This window comes from Streptomyces olivaceoviridis (assembly GCF_014650115.1).
In the GTDB taxonomy this organism is placed as follows: Bacteria; Actinomycetota; Actinomycetes; order Streptomycetales; family Streptomycetaceae; genus Streptomyces; species Streptomyces olivaceoviridis.
The window spans coordinates 276,371-295,015 of the sequence record NZ_BMUI01000007.1; the positions used below are offsets into that span (position 1 = coordinate 276,371).

Below are 18,645 nucleotides of genomic sequence, written 5' to 3' on the forward strand. Positions count from 1 at the left end.
CCTGGCCAGGGCTCCCGACCGCTCCATCTCATGATCGAGCGGTCTGCCGCTCCTCGCTGATCCGTTCGGATCCCTGCCGGAAGCGGGAGATCCAGTCGGCGGTGGTCCGCAGGCCGCCGAACGTGTAGAAGTGCACCTTCACCGTGCCGTGCCGTGCCGGGTCGTACCGGTCGGCCAGTGCGTGCAGGAAGCGGTCCGGGCCGGCCGTGCCCATGAGGTTGGTCAGCGAGAAGCCGTATTTGCGGGCCACGGAGGCGCTGGTGCCGACGCCGAACCGGCCGGCGTAGCGCAGCAGCCGGCGCACCCCCGCGGGTCCGGGGACGCCGACGCGGACGGGCAGGTGCACGCCCCGCGCGCGCAGGGCCTCCAGCCAGGCGAGCACCGGGTCGGCGTCGAAGCCGAACTGGGTGATGACGTCCCCGGTGAACCGGTTCGCCCCGATGGCCGCCGCCTTGTCCGTGAGCGCCGGCCACAGCAGCCGGTCGGCTATGCCGGGGTGGCCCTCGGGGTAGCCGGCGATGCCGACGTGCCGGACGCCGTGGCGCCGCAGCAGCCCGGTGCGCAGGACGGCGAGGGCGTCCTCGTAGGGCCCCTCGGGGTGGGCCGGGTCGCCGCCGACGACGAACACGTTCCCGGCGGTGCCGTCGGCCGCCAGCCCGGCGAGGAACTCCTCCAGGGCGGTACGGGAGGGCAGGCGGCGCGCGGAGATGTGCGGTACGGGGACGAAACCGAGCCGTTTGACCGCGCGGGCGGCGCTCAGCCGCGTACCGGTGTCCTCGCCGGCCAGAAACGTGATGTTGATCCGGGTGCCGGGCGGGATGCTGTCCCGTGCCTCCTCCAGCCCGGGCACGTCCTTGCCGGTCATCTCCAGGGAGAAGTCGTCCAGCAGCGCGGGGTCCATCGTGCTCCTCGTACTCCTCGTGCCGTGCCACGGCTCACCGCGGCCCCCGGCTGCGGTCGGGGCCGCGCCGATGATGCCACGTGCGGGCGCGGAGTCCGCGGGCAGGGGCCGGGAGCGGTTGCTGGACGGGGGCCGGGGGCGCGGGCCGGGAGCGGCCGGTGGGGCGGCGTCGGGGCGCGGCCAGGGCTGGGGACCCGGATCGGATTGTGCGGGCCGGGGACCTGGTGCGCGGGCCGGGAGCGGCTGCTGGACGGGGGCCGGGGCGCGGCCCGGGGCGGCTCTTGGACGGGGACCGGGAGCGCGGCCCGGGGCCGCTGCTGGACGGGGGCCGGGGGCGCGGCCTGCGGGCCGGTGTGATGGAGGTGTGCCGGGCGCCGCGGGGTTCAGGCCGCCGCTTCGCGGTGTGACGCGAGCGCCCAGAGCACGAAGACGTCGATCGCCAGCAGGATCAGTGACCAGACGGGCGCGTACGGCAGGAACAGGAACTGCGTGATGAGGCTGAACGCGACGAGAACCAGACCGACGATGCGGGCCCAGGCCATGCCCATGAGCAGGCCGACGCCCGTCGCCAGGACCAGGGCGCCGATGACGATGTGGATCGTGCCCCAGCCGGTGAGGTTCATCTTGTAGATGTAGCTGCCGATGCGGTAGTAGACGGCGTCCCCGGCGACGGCGGCGATCCCCTGGAAGAGGGCGAGGAGGCCGCTGCACATCATCAGGACTCCGGCGAACGTGACGCCGCCGGTCGCCCAGGTGCCACCCCGGGTGCCGGGCTGCCGGGGCGGCCACGAGCCTCCGGGGCTGGTCGGTCCGGTGGGCTGCGCTGCCTGGCTCATGAGCGTGTCCTTTCTGCCCCCCGTTCGTTCGGATCCCGCGCGCTCGCGGGGAGCACGTGGGGCACTCCGAGCGTTGGCCAGGCAGCCGCCGGGCGCACCGAGGGATACGCCGTTCGGGTGAGTTCGCCGAGCGGTTCGGGTCGGTCGGCGGCGGCGTCCGTCAGCCGGCCTGCCGGGCGAACGCCTCGTACGCCCGTTCGTCGAAGAGCACGAACCGCGCCTCCTCCACCGCCGTCGGCGTGTTCCGTACGGTCTCCACCGCGATACGGGCCGCGTCCTGCATCGGCCAGCGGTAGACGCCGGTGGAGACGGCCGGGAAGGCGACGGTCCGGGCGCCGAGTTCGTCGGCGACGCGCAGTGCCTCGCGGTAGCAGGAGGCGAGCAGGTCGGAGCGGTCCTCGGTGGCGGACCAGACGGGTCCCACGGTGTGGATCACCCAGCGGGCGTCCAGTTCGCCCGCCGTGGTGGCGACCGCCCGGCCCGTGGGCAGGCCCTTTCCGTACCGGGAGGCGCGCAGGGCGCGGCACTCCTCCAGGATGGCGGGGCCGCCCCGGCGGTGGATCGCGCCGTCCACGCCTCCGCCGCCGAGCAGGGAGGAGTTCGCCGCGTTGACGATGGCGTCGGCGTGCTGCCGGGTGATGTCGCCCTGGACGAGGGTGATGGCGGTCATGTCTGCCTCGGTCGATGTCCGTCAGGTCTGTCTCAGTCTCCGCCAGACGGCCTTGGCCGCGTTGTGTCCGGACATGCCGTGGACACCGGGTCCGGGCGGGGTGGCCGAGGAGCAGATGAAGACGGCCGGGTGGGGGGTGTGGTACGGGAACAGGGTCGGCTTGGGGCGCAGCAGCAGTTGGAGTCCGGAGGCCGCGCCGCAGGCGATGTCGCCGCCGACGTAGTTGGCGTTGCGGGCGGCCATCTCTGCGGGTCCGGCGGTGGCGCGGGCGAGCACGCGGTCGCGGAAGCCGGGGGCGAAGCGCTCCAGCTGGCGTTCCATGGCGTCGGTGAGGTCGCCTGACCAGCCGTTCGGCACATGGCCGTAGGCCCAGAAGACGTGCTTGCCCTCGGGGGCGCGGGACGGGTCGACCAGGCTGGGCTGCACGGTGATCATGAACGGTCTGTCGGGGGCGCGGCCCTCGCGGGAGGCGGCGCGCAGGGCGGTGCCGATCTCGGCCTGGCTCGCGCCGATCTGGACGGTGCCGGCGGTGCGGGCCTCGGGCGCGGTCCAGGGCACGGGGCCGTCCAGCGCGTAGTCGATCTTGAAGACGCCGGGGCCGTAGCGGTAGCGCGCGTAGTGGTCGCCGAAGCCGGCGATCCGGGCGAGCGCGGCGGGCGAGGTGTCGAAGACGTACGCGCGCGCGGGCGGCAGGTCGTCGAGGCGCTTGACCTCGTAGTCCGTGTGCACGGCGCCGCCGAGGTCGGTCAGGTAGGCGGCGAGGGCGTCGGAGATGGCCTGGGAGCCGCCGCGGGGCACCGGCCAGCCGCGGGCGTGGGCGGACAGGGCGAAGACCAGTCCGATGGCGCCCGTGGCCAGGCCGTTCAGCGGCGCCATGACATGGGCGACCAGACCCGCGAAGAGGGTCTTGACCCGCTCGTCCTTGAAGCGGCGCATCAGCCAGGTGGACGGCGGGAGACCGGCCAGGCCGAAGCGGGCCAGGGTGACGGGGTCGCGGGGCAGCGCGGTCAGCGGCAGGGACATGAAGTCCCGGACCAGGGTGTCCCAGTGGGCGAGGAGCGGCTCGACCAGCCTGCGGTACGCCCCCGCGTCGCGCGGGCCGAAGGAGGCGGCGGTCTCGGCGACCGAGCGGGAGAGCACGGCCGCGGTGCCGTCCGGGAACGGGTGGGCCATGGGCAGCGGGGCGTGCAGCCATTCGAGGCCGTACCGGTCGAGCGGCAGGGCGCGGAACGCCGGGGAGTTGATGCCGAGGGGGTGCGCGGCCGAACACGGGTCGTGCCGGAAGCCGGGCAGGGTCAGCTCCTCGGTGCGGGCGCCGCCGCCGACGGTGGACTTCGCCTCGAACAGGGCCACGGAGAAGCCGCGGCGGGCCAGCTCCACGGCTGCGGTCAGTCCGTTCGGCCCCGCACCCACCACAACCGCATCGAGCATCGACGGCACCTTCGGACCCCTTCGTCAGCCGATGGCCATTCGGGATCAGGATATGCCGGGGGTCTGACACCGCCCCGGCCCGGGTGGCCCGGGGGTCAGGACGCGGTGCGCAGCAGGTCCGCGACCCGGCGGGCGGTGGCGGCGTCCCGGGCGGCGGTGAACGGCAGGGCGTTGCCGCCGGTGACGCGGAACGGCTCGCCGGTCAGCGTGAGGTGCGTGCCGCCCGCCTCCTCGACCAGGAGCAGACCGGCCGCGTGGTCCCAGGCGGCCTCCCAGGAGAACGCGACGGCGTCCAACTCGCCCCGGGCCACGGCGAGGTACTCCAGGCCCGCCGAGCCGCACACGCGCGGGGCGAGGCCGTCGGTCCACAGGGGGCGCAGGGCGCGCTTCTGCTCGTCGGTGGTGTAGTCCGGGTGGGAGGTGGCGACGACGAGGTCCCGGCCGGGCGTGGGCGGGCCCGCGAACATCCGCTCGCCGTCGAGGAAGGCGCCCTGGCCGCGGACGGCGGTGGCGAACTGGTCGCGCGCCGCCGCGTAGGTCCAGGAGGCGATCACGACGCCCCGCTGGACGAGCGCGACCAGGGTGCAGAAGCCGTCGTCGCCGTGCACGAACTGGCGGGTGCCGTCGACCGGGTCGACGATCCACACCGGTACGTCGTCCTGGAGCGCCCGGTACACCGCCGGGTCGGCGTGCACCGCCTCCTCGCCGACGACCACCGAGCCGGGCAGCAGGGCGCCGAGGTCCTCGGTGAGCCGCAGCTCGGCGAGGCGGTCGGCGTCCGTCACCAGGTCGTGCGGGCCGCTCTTCTGGTCGACCTCGTGCGCGGCGAGGCGGCGGAAGCGGGGCAGGATCTCGGCCGCGGCGGCCTTGCGGACCGCTTCCTCCACGTCGGCCGAGCAGCGGGCGAGAAACTCGTCGATGGTTTCCGTCTCTTCGATCATGCCTCCCATGAGAGCACGTCCCACTGACAATCCCCGTCCCCATTCGGTGCACTCAGGGTGGAATCGGGGTGAAGAACGGGGATCGGCACCGCCCGCCGGGCCGGGCACGGCCGTCAGCGGCCGACGGCGTACCCCTGCATGCCGCGCGGATTGGCCGCCGCCGACAGGACGCCGGTCTCCGGGTCCCGGGCGACCGCGCACAGCCGCCCCTCGGACCAGGCGGGACCCACGGTGACGTCGTGGCCGCGCCGCCGCAGTTCCTCGATCACCCCGGCGTCCATGCGGGACTCCACGGTCACGCCGCCGGCCTGCCGGCCGCGCGGGTGGAAGGAGCTGGGGTGGTTGTCGTTGTGCCAGTTGGGGGCGTCGACGGCGCCCTGGAGGTCGAGGCCGCCGCGGACGGGGGCGCGCAGGGCGGCGGCCAGGAAGAAGTGCAGCTGCCACTGGTCCTGCTGGTCACCGCCGGGCGTGCCGAACGCCATGACCGGCACGCCGTCGCGCAGCGCGAGGGACGGGGTGAGGGTGGTGCGGGGGCGACGGCCGGGGGTGAGGGAGCCCGGCAGGCCCTCCTCCAGCCAGGTCATCTGCAGGCGGGTGCCGAGCGGGAAGCCCAGTTCGGGGACGACGGGGTTGGACTGGAGCCAGCCGCCGCTGGGCGTGGCCGCGATCATGTTGCCCCAGCGGTCGACGACGTCCAGGTGGCAGGTGTCGCCGCGGGTCGTGCCGTCGGCCGCGACCTCGGGCTCGCCGGGCAGCCCGGCGACGGTCGGTTCGCCGGCGCCCATCGGGTCGAAGCCGTGCTCCGCGCCGGCCGGCACGCGCGCGTGTGCCCGCGCGGGCAGCCGCGGGGTACGGCCGCCGGGGCCGCCGGGGCGCAGCTCGTGGACCGCCTTCTCGCCGACGAGGGCCCGCCGGGCCGCGTTGTACTCGTCCGACAGCAGGTCCGCGAGGGGCACCTCGGCGGCGTCCCCGTACCAGGCCTCGCGGTCGGCCATGGCGAGCTTGCAGCCCTCGATCAGCAGGTGGACGTAGTCGGCGGAGCCATAGGCGGGCAGCTCGGGCGGGAGCAGGGCGAGCTGCTGGAGCAGCACCGGGCCCTGGCTCCAGGGGCCGGCCTTGCACACCGTCCAGCCGTTCCAGTCGTACGTCACCGGGGTCTCGTACGTCGCCGACCAGCCGGCGAGGTCGGCCTCGGTGAGGGTGCCGGTGTGCCGCTCGCCGCTGGTGTCCAGGGTGGGCCGGCGGGACTGTCGTACCAGGGCCTCGGCGATGAAGCCGGAGCGCCACACCTCGCGCGCTGCGTCGATCCTGGCCTCCCGGCCGCCCGCGCGGGCGGTCTCGGCCAGCAGCCGCTTCCAGGTGGCGGCCAGGGCGGGGTTGCGCAGCAGCGTGCCGGGGCGGGGTGCCCGGCCGCCCGGCAGGTACAGCTCCGCCGAGGAGGTCCACTCGGTCTCGAACAGCCGCCGTACGCTCTCGACGGTCAGGCCGACGTTCTCCACGGGCGCGTGCCCGTGCTCGGCGTAGCCGATGGCGTACTTCAGGACGTCGTCCAGGGACTTGGTGCCGTGGTCGCGCAGGAGCAGCAGCCAGGCGTCGAAGGCACCGGGCACGGCGGCGGCGAGCGGTCCGGTGCCCGGTACGAGATCCAGCCCGAGCCCGCGGTAGTGGGCCACCGTCGCGCCCGCCGGGGCCACGGCCTGTCCGCACAGCACGCGCACCGCGCCGCCCGCCGGGGCGAGCAGGACCGGGACCTCGCCGGCCGGCCCGTTGAGGTGCGGCTCCACGACGTGGAGCACGAACGCCCCGGCCACGGCCGCGTCGAACGCGTTGCCCCCGTCCTCCAGCACCGCCATCGCCGACTGGGAGGCGAGCCAGTGGGTGGAGGACACCATGCCGAAGGTGCCCTGGAGGGTGGGCCGGGTCGTGAACGTCATCTCTCACCTCGGTGTTCGGGTGTGTCGGTCGGCCCGTCCACCATCACACAGTCCTCGGGGAGATTCCGGGGTTCCGGGCACGGGGCCGGCGGGCGCGGGGGTGCGGTGCGGTCACTGTGCCGACGCGTGGAGGGATCCGACCTGGACGTGCCTCGAACAGTCCTGGAAACACCCGGAGTTGTTCTGCTCCTCCCACCGCCCGGAAGGGCGAAGGCGGCCCCCGGCGCGGCCCGGTCCGTTCCGTTCCGTTCCGCGAGCGCCTGACACGGGCTCGTCATCCGCAGAATGAGCAGCAACGTCCCGCCCGGCCGACCGCTTCTTACCGGTGGACGGATACGTGCCGGTATCGACGCCACCACCGAGACACGGCGGTCCGCCGGCTGGGGAGCCGTGCCTCGGTCCGCCTTTCGCCCGCAGGCCGAGCCCGACCCAGGTCTGACCATCGCCGAGGCCGCGCGCCGCACCGGGGTCAGCGTCCACACGCTGCGCTACTGCGAGCGTGTCGGTCTGGTCATCACCGAGGTCGACCGAACGCCCGGCGGCCGGCGCCGCTACCACCAGCGGGACCTGACCTGGATCACCCTGTGCACCAAGCTCCGGGCGACCGGGATGCCCATCAGGACGATCCGGCGGTACGCCGAACTGGTCGCCGCCGGTGACGCCGGCCAGCTGTGGGTGCCACTCCCCAAGACCCAGGCCGGCTGAGGAGGTCCCGCGGCGCCCGCCGTACACGCAAGGAGCGGGCCGCGCCCCGCTCCCATGTCCGGTGCGGCTCGGGGGAACACCACGGCCGGCCCCCGCGTTGATCCCGTGCGGGAGGAACGGAGGCCCAGGCAGTGCACGGTGAGTACAAGGTGCCCGGCGGCAAGCTCGTCGTCGTGGACGTGGACGTCGAGGACGGCGTGCTGCGGCACGTGCGCGTGGCGGGTGACTTCTTCCTGGAGCCGGACGAGGCTCTGGAGGCGGTGAACCGCGCGCTGGAGGGCGCCCCGGCGGACACGGACGCGGCGGGGCTGGCCGCGCGGATCGAGGCGGCGCTGCCGGCGGGGACGGTGATGTACGGGCTGACGTCGGAGGGCGTCGGCATCGCGGTGCGCCGGGCGCTCGCGCACGCCACGGACTGGACGGACTACGACTGGCAGCTGATCCACGAGGCCCCGCAGCCGCCGGCCCTGCACATGGCGCTGGACGAGGTGCTGACCGCCGAGGTGGCCGCGGGCCGGCGGGCGCCGACGCTGCGGGTGTGGGAGTGGGGCGCCCCGGCGGTGATCATCGGCAGCTTCCAGTCGCTGCGCAACGAGGTGGACCCGCAGGGCGCCGCCCGGCACGGCATCGAGGTGGTGCGGCGGATCTCCGGCGGCGGCGCGATGTTCGTGGAGCCCGGCAACACGATCACCTACTCGCTGTCGGTGCCCGAGTCCCTCGTGCAGGGCCTGTCCTTCCAGGACAGCTACGCCTATCTGGACGACTGGGTGCTGGGCGCCCTCGGCGACATGGGCATCCGTGCCTGGTACCAGCCGTTGAACGACATCGCGACCGACCAGGGCAAGATCGCAGGCGCGGCGCAGAAGCGGATCGTCGGCCCCGGCGGCGGACCGGGTGCCGTGCTGCACCACGTGACCATGTCGTACGACATCGACGCGGACAAGATGGTCGAGGTGCTGCGGATCGGGCGGGAGAAGCTCTCCGACAAGGGGACCAGGAGCGCGAAGAAGCGGGTCGACCCGCTGCGGCGGCAGACGGGGCTGCCGCGCGAGGCCGTCATCGACCGGATGATCGCCTCCTTCCGCGCACGCTACGGCCTGGCGCAGGGCAAGGTCACCGACGAGGAGCTGGGCCGGGCCGAGGAGCTGGCGCGCACCAAGTTCTCGTCACCGGAGTGGACCGCGAGAGTGCCGTAGCCATAGCCGTACCCGCGCCGGACCGGCCGCCGCCGTCGGCGGCTCGTGCTGCTCGCGGTCGACCGGGGGCATAACGGGCAGAGCAGTACGTCGTGAACGCGCGGCCGTGATCGGGTGGGTACGCAGCGAGTTGGCACTTCCGCCCCACAGGGAGTCGTGTGACACTGTCGTCCCCGTCCACCCTGCGGACCCCTTCCGCACCCCCTCCCCCACGAGAAGTGCGCTGTGCGTTCCCTTCCTCTGCCGCTCGCTCTCACCGCGCGCCTGACGCCGGTCGCGGTACTCGCCTGTGCCGGCTGGGCGCTGTCGTCCGGCCCGGCCGCGCCGCCGGCCTCCGCCGGGCACCCGACGACCCAGAAGACGCCCGCCGGGTCCTCCGCCGCCCCGTCGTCCAGCACGGCGGTGAAGACGTACACCACCGCACCCACCCCCTGCTCCGCCGTGCCCGCCGGCACCGTCAAGTCCCTGGTGCCCGGGGCGAAGACGGCCGGCAAGGAGATCCCTTCCACGGACACCGCGCTGCGCCGCACCTGCTCCTGGAACGCGCTCCAGGGCTACGACTACCGCTGGCTCGACGTGTCCTTCGAGGTCAGCGAGTCGGACCAGGGGGCGAAGAAGGAGTACGAGCAGCGGGTCGCCGAGAAGAGCGGCGGCGGGGTCGTCCCCGGGCTCGGGGACAGCGCGTACTCCGTCGTGAACCTCACCACGGAGGACGGCCAGCAGACCCGTGAGGGCGTGGTGCTGGCCCGTGCCGCCAACGCCCTCGTCGTCGTCACGTACAGCGGAAGCGACTTCGAGAACAAGAAGGCCCCCGGTACGGACGAGATCAACAAGGGCGCCATCAAGGCGGCGAAGTCCGCGGTGGCCGCGCTGGACGCCGGCCGGGACTGAGCCCGCACACCGGCCCGAGGGCTCGGGCCGGTGCCGGTGGCCGGGGCCGGGCGGGTACGCGGTGCGCCCTGTGTTGAAGCCAAGTCCGAGTCCGGGTACCGGTGTTGCGGCCGAGCCCGTGTGCCGGTGGTCAGGTCGGCGGGTCCGTGGGCTCGGTCTCGATGCCGCGGACCACGAAGCCGGCCCGGGGGCCGAGTTCGACGCGGTCGCCGTTGCGCAGGCGGACGGCCCGGTCCGGCACCAGGACACGATCGTTGACACGCGTGCCGTTGGTGGCGCCCTGCGCGACCTCGGTCACCCAGGCCGCCCCGTCCGCGGTGTGCACGACGGTGGCGTGCCGGGCCGAGACCGTCTCCTCGTCGGCCAGGATCGCCGCCGCCTCGGGCGCCCAGCTGCTGCTGCGCCCCAGCCGGAGTTCCCCGCCGCGCGGCACGTCGAGGTGCCGGCCGCCGGCGCGGAAGACGAGCCGGAGCACGCCGCCCGCCAGCCGCTCCGGCCGCGGACCCGTACCGGGCTCCCGGCCGGGCGCGCCGAGCGGGCACAGGCACGCGGGGCACACGGCCGTACCGGCGGGGACGACCCTGCGGCACCCCGGGCACCGCTCGCCGACGGACGGCGGGGACGGGCGGGGTACGGCGACCGGGGAGGCGACGCCGGCGCCGACCTCCCACTCGTCGTCGTCATCCCAGTCGTGCACCTCCGCCACCTGCGTCTCCCTTCTTGAGCACGACTGTCGTGTCCACCCGTCCGCTGTCGGTCTCCCGTACGTCCGTCACCACGACCGTGGTGCCCGGCCCGAGGTCGGAGGCGGTGAACAGTTCCCGGGCGAGCGGGTTGATCAGATGCGTCTCCAGGACCATGCCGATGCCGCGGCCGCCGTTCCACTTGTCCCGGGTGCAGTGGTCGAGGAGCCGGCTCCGGGCCGTGTCCTCGATCCGCAGGACGAGTTGGTGGCCCTGGGCCAGCTGGCGCTGGATGTTGCGGACCTGGAGGTCGAAGATCTGCACGGCGACCTCGTCGGAGATGAAGTCGAAGACGACGACGTTGCCGCCGATCCGGTTCATCAACTCCGGCCTTCCGATGACCTGTTCGAAGTGTTTCTTGACGTTGTCCCGGACGGTGGCCTCCAACTCCCGGTACGGCGTGCCGGGTTCCACGATCCACTCGCGTTCCCCGGTCTCCGGGTCCGTGCGCTGCACACCGAGGTTGGAGGTGAAGATGAGCACGCACTCGCTGAAGTAGGTGGTGACGCCCTGTCCGTCGGTGAGCCTGCCGTCCTCCAGCACTTGGAGGAACTTGTCCAGGATGCCCTTGTCGGCCTTCTCGATCTCGTCGAAGAGGATGACGCGGAAGGGGTTCTCCCGTACGGCGGAGGTCAGTTCACCGCCCGCCTCGTAGCCGACGTAGCCCGGGGGCGCGCCGACGAGCCGGTCGGCGGAGTGCGCGGCGGAGAACTCGCTCATGTCGAAGCGGAGATAGGCCTGGTCGCTGTCGAAGAGCACGGAGGCCACGGCCTTCGCCAGTTCCGTCTTGCCGGTTCCGGTCGGGCCGGCGAAGAACAGCACGCCGCGCGGCCGGTGTCCGGGGCTGGTGGCCTGCGCCCCGGACAGTCCGAGCGCGGCACGCTTGAGGATGTCCAGGGTCATCGCCACGGCGGCCTCCTGACCCAGGACGCGGCTGGGGATGGACCCCTCCTCGCGGGGATTCTCGCCGCGCAGGATGCGCTGCCGGATCTCGTCGCGACTCCAGGGGTTCTTCTCCACCCCGAGCCGGTAGATCCGTACGGCGTCCGGCATGGCGGCGAACGGCAGGCCCCGGGAGCGGGCGAGCTTCGCGCTCTCCTCCATGGCCCGCAGGCTCAGTCCGGAGGCCGCGCGGGCGAACGCGCCGACCGCCCGCGCCGTCTCCTCGGCGTCCACGCCGCCCGTGGTGGCACCGTCGTCGCGTGCGCCGTGTCCGGGGTACCGCTCGTAGCGCTCGTGCAGGAGGCGGGCCATCGTGGTGCGTTCGTCCGCGTCCGGCTCCGGTACGGCGACCGCGCGGATCCGCTCGCTGCCGGAGACCAGCCACGCGGGGACGTCCCGCTCCCCCTCGGCGAGCCAGACGACCGGGTTGAACAGGCCCGGCCCCTTCGGTACGACGCCGGTCCCGACACGGGGCGGCAACGGCTCGGTCTCATGGGCGAGTTTGAGGCAGGCGAGAAAGAAGTCCCGTTCGTCGGGGGTGACTCGGGAGGGGTCGGTGAGCAGGCGGGAGGCGTGGTCGATCACCAGGGCGACCCGCAGTGGTCGCAGCCGGCGGCCGTCGCGCATCATCTCCTCCCGCTGCCGCGCCCACCCGCTGGTGATGTTCCGCAACTGCTCCAGCACCGCCTGGCGTTGCGCCGCCGTCTGACCGGGGAACTCGTGCGGTCCCTGGAGCAGTTCCTCCACGGCCGCGCGGACCTCGCCCTCACCGACCTGTGCCACACGGAAGCCGCTCACCTGGTCGCACAGCACCAGCGCCTCGTATCCCTTCTCCCGCAGCGGGTTCCAGAGCACGTCGTGCAGCGAGTGGAACCGGTCCCGGCCGCGGCGGCGCACCAGGTGCAGATCACGGATGTTGCCGTGCAGGACGTACTGCGCGTGCACCCCGAGCGTTCCGGTCAGCTCCTCCACGAAGGGCGGGAGCCGGTCTTCCTTGGACAGGTCCATCGTTCCTCCCCGATGCGCGCTGTTGCGGGCCGCGCGCCGGCCTCAGGTGGTCTCGGCGGCGCGCGCCCGGCCTTCCCGGCGGCGAGCGGCGTCCGTCACGTCTCAGCGGCGGCCGTCACCGTCGACGGTGCGGTGCCGGGGGGCGTCCCGGGGCACGTCCCGGTGCGTGCCGGCCGCGGGGCCGGCTTCCTCGATCAGTTCGTCGAGCACCCAGGCGTCCTCTCCCAGGACTCCCGGCAGGGCCCCCTCGGTGCGTTCGACCTTGAATTCCAGGTCCAGGCCCAGCGCGCCGCTGATCTCCTCGAACTCGGCGAACCGCTCCTGGGCCTCGGCGCAGCGGGCGTCGTCCAGGGCGCGCTGCTCGGGCGTCCGCTCCCCCGGCGTGCCCCGGTACATGGTCGCCACGCGCAGGCGGCCGTCGACCAGGGTCGCCCTGAGCCAGTGCCCGGGCTCCCAGCCGTCCGGCGTCCAGTCGAGGCGGATCTCCTGTCCCTCGGGCCGGCCCGCCCCGGCCCGGCCGCCGAACCTCCTGGCCAGCTCCGCGACGGCGCCGGCGCACTGCTCCCGGACGTACATCGCCTCCAGGGCGTGCAGCCGCTCCTCCACCCGGCACCGGACCAGCTCCTGTTCGGCCGGGGTCAGCGCGGTCCCCTCCTCCAGGGTCCGGCGGAGCAGCGCCACGGCGTCCGGGGCGGGGGCCAGGTCCTCGGCGCCCCGCGGGGTCTCGTACACGAGGAAGTCGTAGTGCAGGGCGGCCTTCTCCTGGGCCTCCCGCGTCCGCTGTGCCTGCTTGTTGGCGTCCCGCACGAACTTGCGTGCCTCCGTGAGGTGGATGCGGGCCCGGCGGGGGTCGTCGGCGGCCCGGCGTACGGCGTCCCGGACGGCGCCCGCGGCGAGTTCGCCGGCCTTGGTGTCGGCGTACGGGTCCAGCTCGCCGAGGATCTCCGCCCCGGTGCGGCGGACCTCCTCGGGCCCGAGCGCGCCGGGGCCGCGCCGGGTGGTGGTCTGCCGGGGCAGTTGCCGTGCCTCGGCGTCGGCGGTGCGCTCGGCGGAGAACCGCCCCAGGGTGCGCACACGGCTCTCGCGCAGGGCGCGTTGCCAGTCGTCGTCCCGTTCCTCGTCCAGCCGCAGCAGGGCGGCGAGCCGTTGCTGTTCCCACGCGGCCTGCCGGTCCTCCGCGCGGCGCAGGGCCTCCTCGGCACGGGCCATCTCCCGCCGGAGTTCGCCCAGTCGCTCCCCGACGGGCGTCAGCGGCGGTGGCACGTCGGGCGGTGGCGGGGGTCCGGGCGGGCCGCCGTGTGCCGCGGCCCGCGCCACCCGGGACAGCAGGGCGCGCCTGCGGGCGTTGACCCGGACGGCGGCGAACGCGGCGGCCTCCCACTGCTCGGCGGCCGTGGCCGCCAGTCGCTGCTGCCGCTCCAGGCAGCGCTGTTCCTCCGCGGCCCGCACCGCCGCGGCGGCAAGGACCCGGGTGCCGAGCAGGGCGGCCCGCCCGGCGAGCAGGACGCCGCTGAGCGAGCCGAGCACCTGGAGCGCGGCGTCCGCGGCCTGGTGGACCGCGTGTCCGGCCGCGTCGGCGAGGTGGGCGGAGGCCTGTCCCGCCGCGTCGTGCAGATGCAGCATGCCGGTGTGCGGCAGCGCCTGCGGGTCGAGGGGCGGCGGGGGCGGTGCGAAGTGCACGGCGGGTGCCACCGTCTGGATCGTGGGGATGCCCAGACCCGAACTCATGCCTGCTCTCCTGTCGTTTCGGTCGTCGTCCCGGACCGCCCGCGGGCCGGCTGCCGCGCCCGGCGCCACCGGCCCCGGCCACCGCCGCCCCGGCGGGACACCCGCCGTGCCCGGCGTTCGCGCCATCGCCGCCACCGGCCACCGGCACCCGGACGCACCGCCTGCCGCGCCCCGGGCCCCCGGCGCCCGGCGCTCCGGCGCACCCCTTGCCGGACGCGCCGCCACCGGTCCCCCACGCCTCGGCCGACCGCCTGCCGCACCCGGCGCCACCCGTCCCCCACACCCCGGCGCACCCTGCGCGGTACCTGCCGCCAGGTCCAGCCGCCTCGGCCGCCGGCTCGCCGGTCGGGGCGCCGGTCGAGGCCCCGGCGGCGGGCCGTCCGCTGGGCCCGGTGCTCGCGACGCAGGCGGCGCCAGGCCCAGCCGCGGCGGACGCTCCAGACGGCGACGGCGGCGGCCGAGGCGAGCGGCCACAGCCAGGGCACGACGGCGATGGCGTAGAACGCGAGGACGACGGCGAGGACGAGCAGCGCCGCCGCGACGTAGCGCCCGGCCCGGGTGCGGGCCAGCCTGGCGGGGCGGTCCGCGCTGCGGATCAGCAGGCCCGCGAGCGAGCGGCCGGGGTGGTAGAAGGGCGGCCCGATGTACACGGCGGTCCACAGCTCCACCACGAAGACGAACGCGGCGGCGGGCAGCGCCTCCAGCCAGGCCGTGACGACCGCCTCCTGGGAGGCACGCCCCAGCACGTCCGCGAGACCGATGACGAAGCTCCAGGGCGCGGTGACGGCGGTGGCGCCGAGCAGCGCCCAGCCCAGGGTGGGCAGGCGGTCCAGCCGGCGCAGTACGGCGAGCAGGCCGTCCTGGTCGGCGGCGAGCAGCCGCTCGTGCTCCTCGACGACGCGCCTGTGCCGGAGCTCCTGCGCGTCCTCCCGCGCTCGGCCGCCGAGCAGGAGGGCGGCGACCAGGCGCAGGTCGTCGTCCTGGGCGGAGAGCAGCGCGTCGAACCACGGCACCCGTTCCGGGAACTCGGCGCGCAGCAGTACGAGTTGGCGGGTGAGCAGGCTCCTGGTGCGTTCCGGTTCGCGCGCCAGTTGCAGCAGCCAGGCGTCCACGGCCACGGTGCGCCGCAGGGCCGCCCGGTCCCGGCGGTCGCGCCTCAGCTCCCGGACGGTGGGATCCCAGCGGGCGCGCAGGACCCGCCAGGCGCGGTCCGTCTCGTCGAGGCCGTCGCCGCCCGGCCGCTGGGCGAGTCCGGTCAGCACCTCCGGGTGCTGCGCCAGGTGCCGCAGCAGCGCGACCGCGTCGGCGTGTCCGTCCCGGGCGCCCCGGCACAGCCGGCGCATGCTCTGCGCGTCCAGGGCGGCTCCGTGCCAGGTGACGTCCAGGCCGGGGCCGAGCCAGTTGAGGAGCCGTACGACGCCCGCGACGGACGGGGGCTGCGCCAGTTCCCGCCGCAGGTCGGCGAGCCGGCCCAGTTCCTCGGGGCTGCGGCCCCCGACGGTCTCGAACTGGCCCAGCCACGCGACCAGTCGGGCCCGGTCGCCGTCGTCGGCCAGCATGCGCGCCGCCGAGACGTGGTTCTGGTCCAGGTGGACGGCGAGGTGGTCGGTCCCGGTGAACTCCTGCCCCATGAACGGGAAGGGATCGACGGCGGGGCGGGTGGGGTCGTCGGGGAAGATCCGCCCGTCGGTGCGCGGGGCGACGTCGGGGTCCCGGCCGTCGAGCCAGTCCCGTACCTCGGCCGCCTGCCAGCGCTGTTCGGGCGCCCGGGTGAGCAGGCCCTCGCAGAGCAGCCGGGTCCTGCGGTCGGTGATGTCGCTGACGTCGGGATCGTGCGTGGCGATCTCCGCGAGCACGTCCTCGTCCCGGCGGAACCCGATGGGGTGCCTGCCGAGGGCGAGTTGGGCGACGACCATGCCGAACGACCACCAGTCGCCCGCCTCGGAGACGGTCTGCCGGAGCAGTCCGGCCTCGGGTGCGAGGTAGAGGGGTTTGCCGCGCCAGTCGGCCGGGGGTTCCAGCGCTTCGTCGGGCCGGTGGGCGGCGGCGCCGAAGTCGACGAGGACGAGGTCGACCGTGTCGGCGCGGCGGGTCTGCACCATGATGTTGTCCGGGGTGATGTCCCGGTGGACGACGCCCCGCTCGTGCAGGGTGGTGACGGCACCGTGGAGCTGGCCCACCACGGCGCGGACGGCCTCGGGGGGCAGCCCGTCGGGGTGGTCCAGGTGGTACTTCTCCAGGGTCTCCTCGCCGTGCGACCAGTACAGGTGCCAGGGGTGTCCGTGCGCGTCGCCGGTCTCAAGGAGGCGTTCCAGATGGGGAGTCGGGGGCTCGGCGAGGTCCCGCAACTCCCGTTCGACGTTCGGGTCCGGGGCGTGCAGCCGGTGGTACCACTTGAGGACCAGGGGTATCTCCGCGGCTCCGTGACGGCCCGACAGGTCCTGTACGCGCAGGACGACGGCCTCGACGGGCCGGCGCGCCTCGCGGAGCACGGTGACGAGCAGGAAACGATCCGCCAGTTCGGGCGGCACATCGGCGGCGACCGGGCGGGTCTCGATGAGCCGGGCATCGGTGAAACCCCCGGCCGCGGGGTCGACGAAACGGGTGGGCGGTGTGGTCGTCATCTTCCGGCCTTCCGGGAAACGCGCGGGGTGAACCGGGGGGCCGCAATGCGGAGCGAACCGGCCCGGCGCGCGGGCCGCGGGACGATGAAGATAACGCGATTCCCAGCCGGTGGCGGTGACTTTCCCGGATCTTCAGGGAATCCCCGGCCGGGGCTACGATGCGCATCATGCAGCCCCTGCCCCCGCACGGAAATCTCGTCGCCGAACTCAGGGAACTGAGACGTCGCGGCCTGCCCGGGTTGCGCCACTGCACCAGGGACGCCCTGCGCGAGACCGCCGTCGCGGCCGGCCTGTGCACCGGGCCGGACGACGAGCAGACCGGCATCGAGGAGCTGCTGGGCGCGGCGGTACGGCGGCTGGCCGGCGGGCGTCCGGTGCGGGACGACGACTCGTGCGATCCGCTGGCCCGGGCCGCCGCCCACTCCTTCGGGATCTTCGCCGCGCGGCGCGGGGTCCCCGGCACCGACCGGCGCAAGGCGGCGGCGGCCGTCTACGGCGTGACCACCGAGCGGTTCCGCAAGAGCCAGGAGCACGATGTCATCGCCGAACTCGCGGCGGCGGTCCTGGCCGTGGCCCGGGAGGCGGGGGTCGGCGAGGCACCCGGCCGGCAGGTCGTCGTGGTGGGCGAATCGGCGGCTCCGGCACCGGCCACTCCGCCGGGGCACGCGGCGCCACCCGCCGCCGGGCTGCCGCCCCGGCGCCCGGGTGCCCGGCCGGCCGCCGTCGCACCGGTGGCCCCGGCGGGCCGCGTCACCGTCCGGGTGTGCCCGATCGAGGAGGTGCGGGACGTGGACATCCTGGTCTCCTCCGAGAACACGTATCTGGAGATGTCCAAGACCTTCCGCCCCACGGTGTCCGGTGCGCTGCGCCGGGCCGCCGCCCTCCGGGACGCCTCGGGCGAGATCGTGGACGACGTGCTCTCCCGCGAACTGCGCGTGTGGCAGCGGACGCACGGCCGGGCGGGCATGCCCGTGCGGCCGGGCACGGTCGTCGCCACGTCGTCCGGCGCCCTGGCCGCCCACGGGGTACGGCGCATCCACCACGCGGCGATCGCCACCCCGGTCGGCGACGGCGACCGCTATCACGTGTCCCCCGCCGTGCTCGCCGAGGCGGTGCGTACGTCCTTCGAACTGGCCCGCCACGAAGCCGAGTTCCTCTCCCTGCCGATGTCCTCGATCTGCTTCCCGCTGCTGGGCGCCGGCCGGGGCGGCCTGCCCGTGGAGACCGTGGCCCGCCGGCTGCTCGACGCGATCCGGACGGAGCTGCGCCGGGACCCGTCCTGGTCGGTGCTGCTGGTCACGCCGGAGGAGAGCCACGCCCGGCTGCTCACGGCCGCCAGCTCCGCTCCGTGAGGGCCACCCCGCCCTGCCCCAGCCGCCGTTCCAGTTCCAGGAGTTCACCGCGCAGGGGGACACCGTAGAGCCGTAGCTCCCCGTCCCCGCCCGAGGTCACCTGGAGGCGCGGGCCCGGTGCCTCCCGGGCCAGGTACGGGCCGTAGCGGGCGGCGCCGAGCGGTGTCAGCGGGACGATCCGCTGGTTGGCCGAGCCGCGCCAGGCGAGCCGGGTGGGCTCCGCCACCCGGAACCGGCCGGTGATCACGGCGTCCGCGCCGTCGAGGGCGGCGCGCCGCTCCGGCGTCAGCTCCGCGGGCTCGTACCCCGTGTACACCAGCAGGTCGGCGGGACGGTGCCCGGCGCTCCCCTCGCGGCGCCGGGCACCGTCCCGCAGGCGTGCCGCACCGGCCAGCAGTTCGGCGAGCGCCGCCGCCTGCTGCAAGGGCTCGCCGCCGCTGACCGTGAGGCCGGCGGCCCCGTCGGCGAGGGCCCGCCGCCACAGCGCGAGCACCTCGGAGACGGTGGCGGGGGTGCCCGCGGCCGGGTCCCAGGTGTGCCGTGACATGCATCCGGCGCAGGCCAGGGAGCAGCCCTGGAACCAGACGCCGAGCCGTTTTCCGGGGCCCAGCGTTTCCAGTGGGTAGTGCGTCCCGTCGAGGCGCAATTCCACGGCATCTCCTCCTCGCACCGGCTTGGAGTATCCAGTGCGCCGAGGGGCCCCCGCAATTGCCGGAAGGCCCCGATCCGGCTCTCCGCCGGGC

15 protein-coding genes are annotated in these 18,645 nt (G+C 74.8%); 4 read left to right on the plus strand and 11 right to left on the minus strand.

Annotated features, from left to right (window positions below; all coding sequences use genetic code 11):
• Positions 1-28 precede the first annotated feature (28 nt).
• The 6 genes from IE273_RS16530 to IE273_RS16555 all read right to left on the minus strand — a co-directional run bounded on the left by IE273_RS16530 (position 29) and on the right by IE273_RS16555 (position 6,713).
• Positions 29-901, minus strand: a complete 873-nt coding sequence (locus IE273_RS16530; RefSeq protein ID WP_189815930.1) for a methylenetetrahydrofolate reductase — start codon at positions 899-901, stop codon at positions 29-31.
• A gap of 383 nt (positions 902-1,284) precedes the next feature.
• On the minus strand, positions 1,285-1,737 hold the full coding sequence (locus IE273_RS16535) for a DUF7144 family membrane protein (RefSeq protein WP_189815931.1): 453 nt from the start codon (positions 1,735-1,737) through the stop codon (positions 1,285-1,287).
• 160 nt (positions 1,738-1,897) lie between these two features.
• Entirely contained in the window at positions 1,898-2,407 is a 510-nt protein-coding gene (locus IE273_RS16540) for an O-acetyl-ADP-ribose deacetylase (protein WP_189815932.1), read from the minus strand.
• A 21-nt stretch (positions 2,408-2,428) separates the two neighbouring features.
• Entirely contained in the window at positions 2,429-3,847 is a 1,419-nt protein-coding gene (locus IE273_RS16545) for a phytoene desaturase family protein (protein WP_189815933.1), read from the minus strand.
• 86 nt (positions 3,848-3,933) lie between these two features.
• Positions 3,934-4,779, minus strand: coding sequence for an inositol monophosphatase family protein (locus tag IE273_RS16550; protein WP_189815934.1), 846 nt, complete (start codon positions 4,777-4,779; stop codon positions 3,934-3,936).
• A gap of 113 nt (positions 4,780-4,892) precedes the next feature.
• On the minus strand, positions 4,893-6,713 hold the full coding sequence (locus IE273_RS16555) for a gamma-glutamyltransferase family protein (protein ID WP_189815935.1): 1,821 nt from the start codon (positions 6,711-6,713) through the stop codon (positions 4,893-4,895).
• 285 nt (positions 6,714-6,998) lie between these two features.
• Between IE273_RS16555 and IE273_RS16560 the strand changes: the two genes are divergently transcribed.
• The 3 genes from IE273_RS16560 (at position 6,999) to IE273_RS16570 (ending at position 9,505) form a co-directional block, all read left to right on the plus strand.
• On the plus strand, positions 6,999-7,418 hold the full coding sequence (locus IE273_RS16560) for a MerR family transcriptional regulator (protein WP_189815936.1): 420 nt from the start codon (positions 6,999-7,001) through the stop codon (positions 7,416-7,418).
• A 131-nt stretch (positions 7,419-7,549) separates the two neighbouring features.
• Complete coding sequence (gene lplAB, locus IE273_RS16565) at positions 7,550-8,614, plus strand: lipoate-protein ligase LplAB (protein ID WP_189815937.1); 1,065 nt, start codon at positions 7,550-7,552, stop codon at positions 8,612-8,614.
• Positions 8,615-8,839: 225 nt separating this feature from the next.
• A complete protein-coding gene (locus IE273_RS16570) occupies positions 8,840-9,505 on the plus strand; it encodes a hypothetical protein (protein WP_189815938.1) in 666 nt (221 codons plus the stop codon).
• Positions 9,506-9,635: 130 nt separating this feature from the next.
• On the opposite strand, the gene IE273_RS43520 is transcribed toward IE273_RS16570, so the two are convergent.
• The 4 genes from IE273_RS43520 to IE273_RS16590 all read right to left on the minus strand — a co-directional run bounded on the left by IE273_RS43520 (position 9,636) and on the right by IE273_RS16590 (position 16,550).
• A complete protein-coding gene (locus tag IE273_RS43520) occupies positions 9,636-10,211 on the minus strand; it encodes an FHA domain-containing protein (RefSeq protein WP_229887252.1) in 576 nt (191 codons plus the stop codon).
• Positions 10,186-12,198 carry an AAA family ATPase gene (locus IE273_RS16580; RefSeq protein WP_189815939.1) on the minus strand — a complete coding sequence of 671 codons (2,013 nt, stop codon included), beginning with the start codon at positions 12,196-12,198 and terminating at the stop codon, positions 10,186-10,188. The genes IE273_RS43520 and IE273_RS16580 overlap by 26 nt, the downstream gene beginning before the upstream one ends.
• Before the next feature lie 102 nt (positions 12,199-12,300).
• Positions 12,301-13,926, minus strand: a complete 1,626-nt coding sequence (locus IE273_RS16585; protein ID WP_189815940.1) for a hypothetical protein — start codon at positions 13,924-13,926, stop codon at positions 12,301-12,303.
• On the minus strand, positions 13,923-16,550 hold the full coding sequence (locus tag IE273_RS16590; protein WP_189815941.1) for a protein kinase domain-containing protein: 2,628 nt from the start codon (positions 16,548-16,550) through the stop codon (positions 13,923-13,925). Before IE273_RS16590 ends, IE273_RS16585 begins: the two co-directional genes overlap by 4 nt.
• A 167-nt stretch (positions 16,551-16,717) precedes the next feature.
• Between IE273_RS16590 and IE273_RS16595 the strand changes: the two genes are divergently transcribed.
• On the plus strand, positions 16,718-17,902 hold the full coding sequence (locus tag IE273_RS16595) for a macro domain-containing protein (protein WP_189815942.1): 1,185 nt from the start codon (positions 16,718-16,720) through the stop codon (positions 17,900-17,902).
• On the opposite strand, the gene IE273_RS16600 is transcribed toward IE273_RS16595, so the two are convergent.
• On the minus strand, positions 17,877-18,554 hold the full coding sequence (locus tag IE273_RS16600) for a 4Fe-4S single cluster domain-containing protein (RefSeq protein WP_189815943.1): 678 nt from the start codon (positions 18,552-18,554) through the stop codon (positions 17,877-17,879). The genes IE273_RS16595 and IE273_RS16600 overlap by 26 nt on opposite strands.
• Positions 18,555-18,645: the final 91 nt, after the last annotated feature.